The organism is Bacillus salipaludis (assembly GCF_030938565.1).
Taxonomy (GTDB): Bacteria; Bacillota; Bacilli; order Bacillales; family Cytobacillaceae; genus Neobacillus; species Neobacillus salipaludis_A.
The window spans coordinates 1588548-1601503 of the sequence record NZ_JAVGVR010000001.1; the positions used below are offsets into that span (position 1 = coordinate 1588548).

Annotated in this window: 11 protein-coding genes; 7 read left to right on the plus strand and 4 right to left on the minus strand. The window is 38.7% G+C overall.

Annotated features, from left to right (window positions below; translation table 11 throughout):
- Positions 1-58: 58 nt before the first annotated feature.
- From RCG21_RS07730 to yhbH, 4 genes are all read left to right on the plus strand, one after another.
- Positions 59-928, plus strand: a complete 870-nt coding sequence (locus RCG21_RS07730; RefSeq protein ID WP_308913041.1) for an amidase domain-containing protein — start codon at positions 59-61, stop codon at positions 926-928.
- A gap of 64 nt (positions 929-992) precedes the next feature.
- The gene (gene trmL / locus RCG21_RS07735) at positions 993-1490 is read left to right on the plus strand and encodes a tRNA (uridine(34)/cytosine(34)/5-carboxymethylaminomethyluridine(34)-2'-O)-methyltransferase TrmL (RefSeq protein ID WP_133338552.1); all 498 of its coding nucleotides are present in this window, start codon (positions 993-995) and stop codon (positions 1488-1490) included.
- Between the two features lie 435 nt (positions 1491-1925).
- A complete protein-coding gene (locus RCG21_RS07740) occupies positions 1926-3821 on the plus strand; it encodes a PrkA family serine protein kinase (protein WP_133338550.1) in 1896 nt (631 codons plus the stop codon).
- Positions 3822-4050: 229 nt separating this feature from the next.
- A complete protein-coding gene (gene yhbH / locus RCG21_RS07745; protein WP_026574369.1) occupies positions 4051-5217 on the plus strand; it encodes a sporulation protein YhbH in 1167 nt (388 codons plus the stop codon).
- Between the two features lie 37 nt (positions 5218-5254).
- Here the strand turns inward: yhbH and nagE are convergent, their stop codons facing one another.
- Positions 5255-7144 carry an N-acetylglucosamine-specific PTS transporter subunit IIBC gene (nagE, locus tag RCG21_RS07750; protein ID WP_133338548.1) on the minus strand — a complete coding sequence of 630 codons (1890 nt, stop codon included), beginning with the start codon at positions 7142-7144 and terminating at the stop codon, positions 5255-5257.
- Positions 7145-7391: 247 nt separating this feature from the next.
- On the opposite strand from nagE, the gene nagA reads away from it, so the two are divergent.
- Genes nagA through RCG21_RS07765 form a run of 3 tightly spaced genes read left to right on the plus strand, consistent with a single transcriptional unit; the run spans position 7392 to position 10103 of the window.
- Entirely contained in the window at positions 7392-8585 is a 1194-nt protein-coding gene (gene nagA, locus RCG21_RS07755; RefSeq protein WP_133338546.1) for an N-acetylglucosamine-6-phosphate deacetylase, read from the plus strand.
- Positions 8586-9332 (plus strand): glucosamine-6-phosphate deaminase, encoded by a 747-nt coding sequence (gene nagB / locus RCG21_RS07760; RefSeq protein WP_133338544.1) that lies wholly within the window; start codon positions 8586-8588, stop codon positions 9330-9332.
- 48 nt (positions 9333-9380) lie between these two features.
- Positions 9381-10103 carry a GntR family transcriptional regulator gene (locus tag RCG21_RS07765; RefSeq protein WP_133338542.1) on the plus strand — a complete coding sequence of 241 codons (723 nt, stop codon included), beginning with the start codon at positions 9381-9383 and terminating at the stop codon, positions 10101-10103.
- A gap of 37 nt (positions 10104-10140) precedes the next feature.
- Here the strand turns inward: RCG21_RS07765 and RCG21_RS07770 are convergent, their stop codons facing one another.
- From RCG21_RS07770 to RCG21_RS07780, 3 genes are all read right to left on the minus strand, one after another.
- Positions 10141-11406, minus strand: coding sequence for an ATP-binding protein (locus RCG21_RS07770; protein WP_133338540.1), 1266 nt, complete (start codon positions 11404-11406; stop codon positions 10141-10143).
- Positions 11407-11545: 139 nt separating this feature from the next.
- The gene (locus RCG21_RS07775; RefSeq protein WP_133338538.1) at positions 11546-12661 is read right to left on the minus strand and encodes a GGDEF domain-containing protein; all 1116 of its coding nucleotides are present in this window, start codon (positions 12659-12661) and stop codon (positions 11546-11548) included.
- 151 nt (positions 12662-12812) lie between these two features.
- Positions 12813-12938 (minus strand): hypothetical protein, encoded by a 126-nt coding sequence (locus RCG21_RS07780; RefSeq protein ID WP_268884131.1) that lies wholly within the window; start codon positions 12936-12938, stop codon positions 12813-12815.
- Between the last annotated feature and the right edge of the window lie 18 nt (positions 12939-12956).

A 12956-nucleotide genomic window follows, 5' to 3' on the forward strand; every position in this document is an offset into this window, starting at 1 on the left:
TTTTTTGATTGAATTTCGTCCTTTCCACATATGTATGAATGGAAAGGAGTGGAGAGAGATGCAAGAATCCCTTCAAGAATTATTTGATAAAAGAATTCATCAATTTATTTCAAATACGAGGGAGCAGAAAAGTTTATATCCAAAGGCAGAAAGAAAATTAGCTTCTTTGTCCAAACGGTCGGCTGAAATTGTAAAAGTAAAGGCTGCGGGCAATATCATAGAAAAAATTGAAAATGGGAATTACGAAACTGTCCATTATATGGCTCATTTTCAATATCTTATTAAACAAAAAGACGCGCTTTATCTAGAAGAGGAGACAGAAATGAGGCTCGCTAAGCTTTATAAAGGAGAAGTAATCTCTGATCAAGAAATCGCACCTGTTCAAACTGGCGATGGTCATCAGGAATTATCCATTCCAACCGAAGAATTGGAGGAACGTTCAAGCTTCCAGTATGACCGTTTAAAGGCAGTGCAATATGCGGAACGCTGGTGGAATAGTTATAATCCTGCGTATAAAAAATTTGAAAACAATTGTACCAATTATATATCACAATGTCTTCGTGCCGGTGGAGCCCCGATGAGAGGGTATCCGAACCGCGGAAGCGGCTGGTGGATGCAAAATCATAATTATAGCTACAGCTGGGCGATGGCCCATTCTCTAAGATTATATTTGGGGAACTCTAAGAGTGGTTTAAGGGCAAGAGAGGTCAGCAGTCCTGATCAATTATTATTGGGGGACGTGATTTGCTACGATTTTGAAGGGGATGGCCGGTTTAATCATAATACGATGGTGACCGGGAAGGATGCATATGGAATGCCGTTGGTAAACGCCAATACGTACAATAGCCGTATGAGGTACTGGGCCTACGAAGATTCATCAGCCTATACGCCAAACATAAAATATAAGTTCTTTTCGATTTTGGATTGATTTCTTGTCCGTAAACAACATAGTGGTATAATTGCAGGTAGAGATTTTTTTTGAGGTGAAATTGATGTCAAACCACGTTGTACTATACCAGCCGGAGATTCCTTCTAACACCGGAAATATCGCTCGTACATGCGCTGCCACGAATACCAGTTTACATTTAATCCGCCCATTAGGCTTTTCAACAGAAGATAAAATGCTGAAGAGGGCAGGCTTGGATTATTGGGAGTTTGTGAACATTATTTATTATGATTCAATAGATGAATTTTTTGAAAAGAATGCAGGCGGTGAATTTTTTTATTTAACCAAATTTGGTGAAATCCCGCATAGCTCTTTTGACTACAGCGATCTGAACAAGGAGTATTATTTTATTTTTGGCCGGGAAACGACAGGTCTTCCTAGAGATGTCATTGCCAATAATAAGGACCGCGCGTTAAGGATTCCCATGAATCAAAATGTCCGTTCATTAAATTTATCCAATACAGCGGCTATTCTGGTATATGAAGCACTAAGGCAGCAAAACTACTCTAACCTACTTAATAAAGGACCTGCTTTAGGTCAATAAAAAAAGGCTGCCTGGCATTGGGCAGCCTTTTACATTGTCCAGCTCCAGCGCCTAGCCCCTCGAGGTTGCTTCGGTCCTGCCGATGAAGTCAAAGAACGACTTCACCGGCAGGACCTCCAGCACTTGTCGGTGCTGATCAAGGCGCTTCCGCTTTTCTATTTATTTGCGCCTGGCTTGTCGTTGTATCCTGCTGTGAAGATGGCAGCTAAGAATGTGATCATAACTAAAACTACAATAAAAGTATTCACTATGTAAACCCTCCCGCAAATTTTTTCGATTAGTCGAGCATATAGTTTTATTATAGCCTAACTTTAATAAATGAAAAGGGCTGTAACAAAAAAGATAGGGACTAAATGTCTTGGTTACGCATGTTCAAGTTCCTACGTGCATAGAGTATATTAATCGTCTCTGACTAAGCTACAGGGGGAGGGCCTTATGGATATTTTAAAAAAAATCGAGATGTTTCGTGAAGAGGAAGAAAAGCTGCGTTGGGAAGGAACTTTTGCCGATTATTTGGAGTTGTTGAAGAACAAGCCATGGGTTGCACAGTCTGCACATTCTCGAGTTTATAATATGATTAAGGATGCGGGGATTGAAGAAGAAAAAGGGACGAAGAAGTACAATTTCTTTAGTAATCAATTATTTGGATTAGAGGAAGCACTTGAACGCCTTGTGGAAGAATACTTTCATCCGGCCGCTAAAAGGCTAGATGTCAGAAAGCGTATTTTGTTGTTAATGGGCCCAGTCAGCGGCGGTAAGTCTACATTGGTAACGATGCTAAAAAGAGGATTAGAGAGTTATTCACGCTCAGATCGAGGGTCTGTCTTCGCGATTAAAGGCTGCCCGATGCACGAAGATCCATTGCATTTAATTCCCCATCATTTACGGGATGAATTTCATGAAGAATATGGGATTCGCATTGAAGGGAATTTGTCGCCATTAAACATGATGCGCCTTGAACAAGAATATGGCGGAAGAATTGAAGATGTTCAAGTGGAAAGAATCTTTTTCTCAGAGGATAAACGTACCGGTATCGGAACCTTTAGTCCATCCGATCCAAAGTCACAGGATATTGCCGATTTAACTGGAAGTATTGACTTTTCAACCATTGCAGAGTTTGGTTCCGAATCAGATCCACGGGCATACCGTTTTGACGGGGAACTAAATAAAGCTAACCGAGGAATGATGGAATTCCAAGAGATGCTAAAATGTGATGAAAAGTTTTTATGGCATCTGCTTTCGTTAACACAAGAAGGAAATTTCAAAGCGGGCAGGTTTGCGTTAATCAGTGCGGATGAATTAATTGTCGCACATACGAATGAAACGGAATACCGTTCATTTATTTCCAATAAAAAGAATGAAGCCCTTCATTCCAGGATTATCGTCATGCCAATCCCTTACAATCTTAAGGTGTCACAGGAAGAAAGAATTTATGAAAAAATGATCCGGGAAAGTGATGTGTCGAATGTTCACATTGCGCCGCATACACTAAAGGTTGCTGCAATGTTTACCATACTAACTCGATTGAAGGAACCGAAAAAAGGTGATATCGATTTAGTTAAGAAAATGCGCCTATATGATGGCGAAAGTGTTGAAGGATTTAATACAGCAGATATTGAGGAACTTAAGAAAGAGTACCAGGATGAAGGAATGAGCGGTATTGACCCACGTTATGTCATTAACCGAATTTCCTCTACAATCATTCGTAAAGAGGTACCTTCTATTAATGCCTTAGACGTATTAAGGTCGTTGAAGGATGGGCTAGACCAGCATCCGTCCATCACAGCAGAACTGCGTGAACGTTATATGAACTATATTGCAGTAGCTCGGAAAGAGTATGATAATATTGCGAAAAATGAAGTCCAAAAAGCATTTGTCTACTCCTATGAAGAGTCTGCCAAGACACTTATGGATAACTATCTGGATAATGTCGAAGCCTACTGCAATAAAGCAAAGCTTCGCGACCCATTAACTGGTGAAGAAATTAATCCAGATGAAAAACTAATGCGTTCCATTGAGGAACAAATTGGTATTTCCGAGAATGCGAAAAAAGCATTCAGGGAAGAAATCTTAATCCGTATTTCGGCCTATGCGAGAAAAGGCAAGCGGTTCGATTATAATTCCCATGACCGTCTGCGTGAAGCCATCCAGAAGAAGCTGTTTGCTGATCTTAAGGATGTTGTAAAGATAACCACATCATCGAAAACGCCGGATGAACAGCAATTGAAAAAAATCAATGATGTTGTTGCAAGGCTGATTGATGAGCATGGTTATAATTCGACATCAGCAAACGAACTATTGAGATATGTAGGAAGCTTATTAAATCGCTAACGGCTATACGGACTGGCAGAAGTAATTTTGCCAGTCTTTTTCTATCAAAATTCTTGTCCATTTTCATAGGCAAAACACCAATTGTCAAAATTATTTGTAAATTATTCGCTGTTTCTGCATAGGATAAAGTAATCAATATTTCAATTGGATTTTTACACTCGAGTTATAGTATGTGGTAGAAAAAAATGTGTGCAAAGGATTTTCAAAATTTTATAGGGAGGGGTTTTAATTGTCAGACGATAACCATCAATTTGTGATTTCTAGAGAAGATTGGTCCCTCCACCGTAAAGGCCACGATGACCAGCAGCGGCACCAGGAAAAAGTTCAAGAGGCGATTCGAAATAATCTTCCAGATCTTATCACAGAAGAAAGCATCATTATGTCAAACGGTCGAGATGTGGTAAAAATTCCGATTCGTTCACTGGACGAATATAAAATTCGTTATAATTACGACAAAAACAAACACGTGGGCCAAGGTAACGGTGACAGCCAAGTCGGGGATGTAGTAGCACGTGACGGTTCTAGCGGGCAAAAGGGTCCGGGAAAAGGGCAAGGCGCCGGCGATCAAGCTGGAGAGGACTATTTTGAGGCTGAAGTTTCGTTAATGGAATTAGAGGAAGCATTATTCAAACAGTTAGAGCTTCCAAATTTAAAGAGAAAAGAACAAGAAGAACATTTGGTTGAGAATATTGAATTTAATGATATTCGAAAAACAGGGCTAATGGGGAATATTGATAAAAAGCGGACGATGATGTCTGCATTCAAACGCAATGCGATGAGTGGGAAACCTGCATTTCATCCAATTTATAAGGATGATTTAAAATTTAAGACCTGGAATGAGGTCATTAAGCCAGATTCTAAAGCAGTGGTACTCGCGATGATGGACACAAGCGGAAGTATGGGAATTTGGGAAAAGTATATGGCACGAAGCTTTTTCTTCTGGATGACACGCTTTTTAAGAACGAAATACGAAACGGTGGAAATTGAATTTATTGCTCACCATACCGAAGCAAAGGTTGTTACGGAGGAAGATTTCTTTTCTAAAGGAGAAAGCGGTGGAACAATCTGTTCATCTGCCTATAGGAAGGCATTAGAATTAATTGATGACAAATATAGTCCAAGAAAATATAACATCTATCCATTCCATTTTTCAGACGGTGATAATCTAACATCTGATAACGCACGCTGTGTCAAATTGGTGGAGGAGTTAATGAAGGTGTCGAATATGTTTGGTTACGGCGAGGTTAATCAGTATAACCGCCACTCCACCTTAATGTCTGCTTATAAAAATATCAAGGATGAGCATTTCCGCTATTATATCCTCAAGCAAAAAGCCGATGTATTCCATGCCATGAAGAGCTTCTTCCAACAGGAAGAATCAAAATTATACGCATAACAAAAACGACAGGTGTCAGGCACCTGTCGTTTTTCCGTTATTCTATTGAGAGGATTCCGTTCTTTCCTTGCTCGGTTTGACCATGCTTTTTAACATTTAATTTTGTTAAGTTTGTAAAGATCACTGGTGTAACCGTAGATGGAACTGATTTCTTAATGAATTCTAAATCAAAATTAAGAATCGCTTGTCCCTTTGTCACTTTGTCTCCCTCATTCACGAGAACCGTAAAGCCTTCTCCTTTTAAATTTACCGTATCTAACCCAATATGGATGAGAATTTCGTAGCCTTGGTTAGAACGAATACCGATGGCATGCTTTGTAGGGAACACATTAAGGATTTCCCCGTCAACAGGAGATACAACAGATCCATTTTCTGGAATAATCCCGAAACCATCTCCCATCATTTTTTGCGAGAAAACCTGATCTGGCACTTCGGAAAGTGGAATAATTTCTCCTTTAATTGGCATAACAAAGTCTTCTTCCGTTAATTCCATCCTGCTATCCGTCATTGGAGCAGCAGAATCCGTGATAGAATCGTCAACTTGTACTTGATTCATATCCATTCTCTTCATTGCATCCGCAACAAATTCCACCTCGGTACCAACGACAACTTGCAGGTTGTTTTTATTCAATTTCATAATTCCTTTGGCTCCATGCGCTTTTAAAGAAGAATCCTTTACTTTTTCCATATCTTTAATATTTAAGCGTAAACGGGTTGTACAATTGTCAATTGAAGTGATGTTCTCTCTGCCGCCAATATCGTTAATAAAATGATAAGCCATGGTCTCATATTTGTTTCCTCCAACCGTGCTTGGAGTATCTTGATTAAGCTCGGCTGCCTCTTCATCCTCACGGCCAGGGGTTTTAATATTAAAAGCCTTAATTAATCCATAAAAAATGATGAAATAGATAATTGCGTACACTACACCAACCAATAATAACAATAATGGCTTTTGAGCAATGTTGAAGTTTAATGCATAATCAATGGCCCCTGCAGAAAAGGTAAACCCATCTTTAATTCCTAATAATGAAGTAATCCACATCGATAGGCCCGTTAAAACTGCGTGAACACCATAAAGTAATGGGGCAATAAACATAAATGAAAATTCAATTGGTTCTGTAATTCCTGTTAGAAATGAAGTCAACGCAAGCCCGATAAACATACCGGATACTGATTTTCTTTTTTCAGGCTTAGCTGCAGCAATAATCGCAAAGGCTGCTGCAGGAAGTCCAAACATCATGATGGGGAAGAATCCTGTCATATAACCGCCGGCAGTTGGATCTCCTGCAAAGAAGCGGGCAATATCCCCTGTTTTCCCCTGAAATTCTCCAAATTGGAACCAGAATAAACTGTTTAATACATGGTGAAGTCCTAATGGAATTAGTAACCGGTTTAAAAATCCAAAAAGGCCAGAACCTATTGCACCTAAACCAATAATCCAATTCCCAAGACTATTAATACCATCTTGGATAGGCGGCCAAACAAACCCGGCGATGCCTGCCAAAACCACCATCGCGACTGAGGTGATGATTGGAACAAATCTTCTGCCACTAAAGAAACCTAACCATTCTGGCAGTTTTACATCACGGAAACGATTGTAAAGAAGCCCTGCAATAATCCCGGCTAAAATCCCGCCGAGAACCCCCATATTTATATTTTTATCAATTGCTTTTGTACCTTCTGTTAATACTAAATAACCAATAGCACCTGCTAATGCGGCAGCACCATTGTTATCTTTAGCGAAACCCATTGCCACACCAATGGCAAAAATCAATGCTAAATTTGCAAAAATAGCATTACCGGCATTGGCGATAAAAGGGATGTTCAATAGATCAGGCTGTCCAAATCGGAGTAATAATCCGGCAGCTGGAAGCACCGCAATTGGAAGCATTAATGCTTTTCCGATTCTTTGTAAAAATCCTAACATATCTGTTTCTCTCCTTTGCTTTAGAAGTTATTTGTGAAAGCGTTTTTAAAATGCATTGTTATCATACCACTCGATTATTATAGATGTCTATACCAATTTAAAAATTAAAAGGGGATAATTTATTACCAAAATCTTTAATAATAAAGACGTTAACATTTATTTATAATGAATCAAGAGCGTTTAATTGGTATAGACAACTATAAGTTAAAAGTGCTAATATGAAAGTAACTTGAAAGGGGTAATGAAGATGCCTGCAAAAGTTAATCATATTTTACTAAAGGGTATTCAAATTTATACAGAAGACAAGATTATTCAAAATGGTTATATAAAAATTAAAGATCAAAAAATAGTGGAATTGGGATTAACAGATGAGCTTAAAAATGTAGAAGAATACGAAATGATAGAAATTTCATCGCAATATAAAGCCATTCCCGGTTTTATTGATGTTCATATACATGGGGTGAATGGCGCTGACGTGATGGACGCTACACCTGAAGCTTTGGAAAATATGACGGCAGCCCTTCCGAAAGAAGGCACGACCAGCTTTTTAGCTACTACCATGACACAGGAAAAAGCGGAAATAGAAACCGCATTAATCAATGCGGGAAAATTTATAGAAACACAATCGACCGAAGGAAGTGCTGAAATCCTGGGGATTCATCTTGAAGGGCCATTTGTCAATAAAAAAAGGGCGGGTGCGCAGCCGATTGAGCATATTATTGATCCGGATCTTTCTTTATTTAAGAAATGGCAGGACCTTTCAAAGGGGAATATTAAACTTGTAACGTTAGCACCTGAACGTCCCGGTGGTTTAGAACTGATACGTTATCTTAAGGAAAATGGGGTGATTGCTTCGATTGGTCATACCGATGCAGCTTATGAAGAAGTAATTACTGCCATTGATGCAGGTGCCAATCACGTCACTCATCTTTTTAATCAAATGCGCGGGCTGCACCACCGCGAGCCGGGTGTGGCGGGAGCTGCCCTTTTACGGGATGAACTAATTGCTGAAATGATTGTAGATGGAGTCCATGTCCGCCCAGAAATGATTGAACTGGCTTACAAACTAAAACGCAAAGAAGGGTTAATTTTAATCACAGACTCAATGCGGGCAAAATGTTTGAAAAACGGCCAATACGATCTTGGCGGTCAGCAGGTAAATGTACGGGATGGTAAAGCATTCCTTGATGATGGGACACTGGCGGGTAGTATTTTAAGACTCGGGGATGCTGTGAAAAATTTTCTTACATTTACAGGTTGTTCACTTGAAGACGCCATCGAAATGACTTCAGTAAACCCGGCTAAGCAACTAAATATCTATGATCGTAAAGGAAGTATTGCTGAAGGAAAAGATGCAGACATCGTAATATTAGATGATCAGTTGGAAGTTTATATGACGATATGCCGAGGAAAAGTGGCCTTTAAAAAGGAGGAAATCTAAATGAAATTTATTGAAGTAAAAAATTATCAGCAAATGAGCGAAACAGCTGCTGAATATATAATGAAAAAGGTTCTTGATAATCCTTCCATCACCCTTGGATTAGCTACTGGCGGTACACCAACTGGGACCTATCAAAACCTTATAAAAGATCATCAAAAAAATGGAACCTCCTATCAGCACGTCACGACCTTTAATCTTGATGAATATATCGGCCTTGCTGGAACAGATAAAAATAGCTACCGGTATTATATGGATGAGAATTTGTTTAACCATATTGATATTAAAAAAGCGAATACTTTTGTTCCAAAAGGTAATGGCAGGAATATTGAAGAGGAATGTAATCGTTATGAGGATTTACTAGCGGGTCACGGCGGTATTGATCTGCAGGTTCTTGGAATTGGGAGTAATGGGCATATAGGTTTTAATGAACCGGGAACATCCTTTCAATCAAAAACACATATTGTGAACCTGGCGCCTTCGACGATTGAAGCGAATGCAAGATTTTTTAATCGTCCGGAAGAAGTTCCGACACAGGCCATTACAATGGGGATTTCAACGATTATGAAGAGTAAAGAAATTCTACTATTGGTTTCTGGGGAAAGCAAAAGGGATGCTATGTACCAACTTTTGCACTCGGAATTAAATGAAAATTTCCCTGCTTCTGTACTGAAAAATCACCCATGTGTTACAATTATTGCAGATGAAGCAGCTATTTTAGATTTGAAAATTCCAATGTTGAAAGAATAGATATTCTTTCGATTGATATGGCCAAGAAAGGACGCAGTTGAGAGGAGCATGATTGATAAACATTCCCCCATTCCAATTTATTATCAACTGGAAGAACATATAAAGGATTTAATTGAAAAAGGCGAATTACAGCCGGGAGATGCGCTGCCTCCTGAAAGAGAATATGCTGAAAAATATCAAATAAGCAGGATGACGGTTAGACAAGCCTTTACACAACTGGTAAATAATGGATATTTATTTCGGTTGCAAGGTAAGGGAACATTTGTAGCGGACCGAAAAATTGAACAGGCATTGCAAGGGCTAACAAGCTTTACAGAGGATATGAAATCTAGGGGATTAAACCCGGGAAGTCAGCTGCTGTCTTTTGAGGTGATTCCTGCAACCGCCCAAATCGCTAATCAATTGGCCATAAAAGAATATGGTCCTGTATATGAAATTAAACGGATCCGTTTGGCGGATGATCTCCCCATGGCGATAGAAATCAATTATATCTCTGCTAATCTCATTAAGGGAATAACAGAGGAGATTGTCAATCGGTCACTATACGAGTATATTGAGGGCCAGTTAAACCTGCGAATTGATTATGCTACGCAGACGATTGAGTCATCGATTGCCAATCGGCTTGAGGCACCTTATTTGAAGATTTCTGCAGGTGCACCTGTCATGCTCATCCATCGAAATACATTCTTACATGACGGGACTCCAGTTGAGTTTGTAAAGTCCACCTATCGTGCAGACCGTTATAAATTTATGATCCGAATGAAACGTTAAAAATGGACAGAGGATGTAAAATCCATCTGTCCATTTCTTATTGATTTTCTGCTTTTCTATATGGCCTGATGGCAGGAAAATGAAAATGAAAGACGGTTCCGGCTTCTACTTCACTTTCTACCCGAATCCATCCGCCCATGGCCCGAACAATGCTATACACGACCATCATTCCAAGTCCGGTCCCCTTTGAACCTTTTGTAGAATAAAAGGGTTCGCCAAGCCTTTCAAGCTGTTCTTTTGTCATCCCGACACCTGTATCCTTAACAGTAACAGACACATATTCCTGGTCATATTCCGTTTTTAAGGAAAGGTATCCTCCGTTTGGCATGGACTCAATTGCATTTTTGAGGACATTAATAAAACACTGACGAAATTTCTGCTGGTCGCCTTTTATAAAACCAATGACCGAAAAGTCTGTATTAATCTCTACAGAATTTTGATTGGCTAAAGGCTGCAGTATATTTATGATTTGCTTAAGTTCACTTTTTACATTCAGTTCCTCATACGCCTCTAGGGCAGGTTTTGCAAAGGTCAGGTAATCTTGAATAACCCGTTCAGCAGAAAGTAATTCGTCCCTCACGAGTGCAAGGTACTCTCTTCTTTTATGGCGTGGCAGATAATCATCCTGCAATAACTGAACAAAGCCACTGGCTGCTGTCAGGGGATTGCGAATTTCATGAGATATTGCCGCCCCCATTTGTTCGACTGCCTTTAATTTCTCTGTTTTAATCAATTGCAGACGCATTTGGTTATTTTTTTTAACAAATTCAATTGCATACGAAACAATAGCTATTCCTAGCGGAGGAATCACTAAGAAGGCAAACCAGGCGTCAATCCAATTAGTATAGGGATGGAATAGTTCCATTCCGCCAATCGTAAGGATACCAAGGATCATCCCTAGTAACACAGCAATAAGGATTCGTCTTGAAGAACTCTGCTTCCAATACCAGGGAGTTATGAGCCAAAATACAATGGCAAGTGGACCATAGAGTATGGAAGTTTCCAATAAACCGATATCCCATCCGTAAAAACTTCTAATGATTAATAAAGCTAAAACAAGGATTGGACCCATTCCAAGATACAAACCGCCAATCACTAAAGGGATAATTCTTAGATCATAGTGGGAAAACGGTACTGGATTATAGGAAAGTTGAACACAAACCCATATTAAGCCCGTGAATAAAAAAATCAAGATAGGTTTTAAGGTAAGTAGTTTTTTATATTTATCAAAACATATCAAGTAAAAAAACAGGAGAATTATTAAAATGGAAAGGTTTAGGAAGAGATGTTTAGTAATTTCCATTCATTTCACCGTCCAAAAATAGCTGATAGGAAAATTTTACAGGTTATTTCCCAAAGATTCAACAAATTCATGCAAAATTTTCTAAATTTTGTGATTTTACCCCGTGAAAAAAGGCTGGTGAACCAGCCTTCCAGGCTTTTTATGATTGAACAGATGAAATTCTATTTCTTCCATTAGTTTTTGATAAGTAGAGAGATTGATCGGCCAATTGGATGATTTTCTCCCTGTCTAAGGAAGTTTTAGGAAACATTGTAGCAGTCCCAATACTTAATGTAACAATATCCGATATTTTTGAGCTAATATGAGGAATTTTAAGCGATTGAATTGCTTTTTGAATTTTTTCTGCCATTTGAATTCCTTCATTCTGCTCTGCGAAGGGTAAAACAAGGGCAAACTCTTCTCCTCCATAACGGCAAAAGGTGTAGGAAGTGTTCATATAAATTAAGTTCTTTATCGCATCGGCTATGGATTGAAGACAGCGGTCTCCTTCTAGATGGCCGTACGTATCATTGTATTTTTTAAAATAATCTATATCGAACATTAGCAAGGTTAGCGGAGAGTTTGTGGAAGATAAATTTGCCCACTCCTTTTCAAGGGTTTGATCAAAATATCTTCGATTGGAAATACCTGTAAGGCCATCAATATAGGAAAGTTGGTTCAATAGGCTATTGGCCTCTTTAAGATGTTGCTCGGCCTCATTTGATTTAGTGATAAAGACTACTAAATGATAGGAAAAAATACCGCCAATTAACGAAATAACGTAATGGTACGCCAATATATTTGTTAGTACAACGCGATCTTGAATAGTAATAAAGAGAATGATTGAGATTATGATTAAGCCCATAAGATTCATGAGGAAGGCTTTTATGATAGGTTTATATCTAAACTTCGAAATCCCTCCGCAAATTAGCCCTGTTAGGATGACTCCGGAGGATGCCAGGATGGAAGTATTATTAAATCCAAAGAATAAAATCCTTCCCAATCCGATTAGAATGGATGCGACCATTGCAGGGATAAAACCCCCAAAGGCCCCGGCTGTTACAATTGCCAAATGCCGTAAGTCAGCAATGGTTGTTACATTTATATGGATGCTGTAGATCATTAAGATATTTCCAAGGATTCCAAAACTTAATCCCCAGTAAAATTTGACCGATAGGGGAGAGGAAAGGTGTAATGGTTTATCTTTGAATAATTGTCCCATAATAGAAAAGGAAGCAATTAAAATTGCTGCATTTGAAACAAAATCTTTTAACATTTTATGGTTCTCCTGTAATAAAACGTTTCTAATATAATGATAAAGTAAAAATTTACATCTTATCAATTATACTATGGATTAACGAAATGTTAAATTTTTGTTGAAAAATGTAAATGAAAAAGCTTCCCATTATTTTTGGGAAGCTTTTTCGTCACTCACTATTTTGTGTTGTGTTAAAAAAATCTCGTTTTTTATTGGTACTTTCTTTCTTGCGATTTCCCATTTTCCCATCTGATTCATAGGTTAAAGTTTTATCTTGTTTTTTATGTGTTTCCAACTTAACCCCTCCTTATAT

Excerpts from the sequence above, each read along its gene's own strand:
- RCG21_RS07730 (WP_308913041.1), top strand. The coding sequence starts at position 59 with ATGCAAGAATCCCTTCAAGAATTATTTGATAAAAGAATTCATCAATTT.
- trmL (WP_133338552.1), top strand. The coding sequence starts at position 993 with ATGTCAAACCACGTTGTACTATACCAGCCGGAGATTCCTTCTAACACC.
- RCG21_RS07740 (WP_133338550.1), top strand. The coding sequence starts at position 1,926 with ATGGATATTTTAAAAAAAATCGAGATGTTTCGTGAAGAGGAAGAAAAG.
- nagE (WP_133338548.1), bottom strand. The coding sequence starts at position 7,144 with ATGTTAGGATTTTTACAAAGAATCGGAAAAGCATTAATGCTTCCAATT.
- nagA (WP_133338546.1), top strand. The coding sequence starts at position 7,392 with ATGCCTGCAAAAGTTAATCATATTTTACTAAAGGGTATTCAAATTTAT.
- nagB (WP_133338544.1), top strand. The coding sequence starts at position 8,586 with ATGAAATTTATTGAAGTAAAAAATTATCAGCAAATGAGCGAAACAGCT.
- RCG21_RS07765 (WP_133338542.1), top strand. The coding sequence starts at position 9,381 with ATGATTGATAAACATTCCCCCATTCCAATTTATTATCAACTGGAAGAA.
- RCG21_RS07770 (WP_133338540.1), bottom strand. The coding sequence starts at position 11,406 with ATGGAAATTACTAAACATCTCTTCCTAAACCTTTCCATTTTAATAATT.
- RCG21_RS07775 (WP_133338538.1), bottom strand. The coding sequence starts at position 12,661 with ATGTTAAAAGATTTTGTTTCAAATGCAGCAATTTTAATTGCTTCCTTT.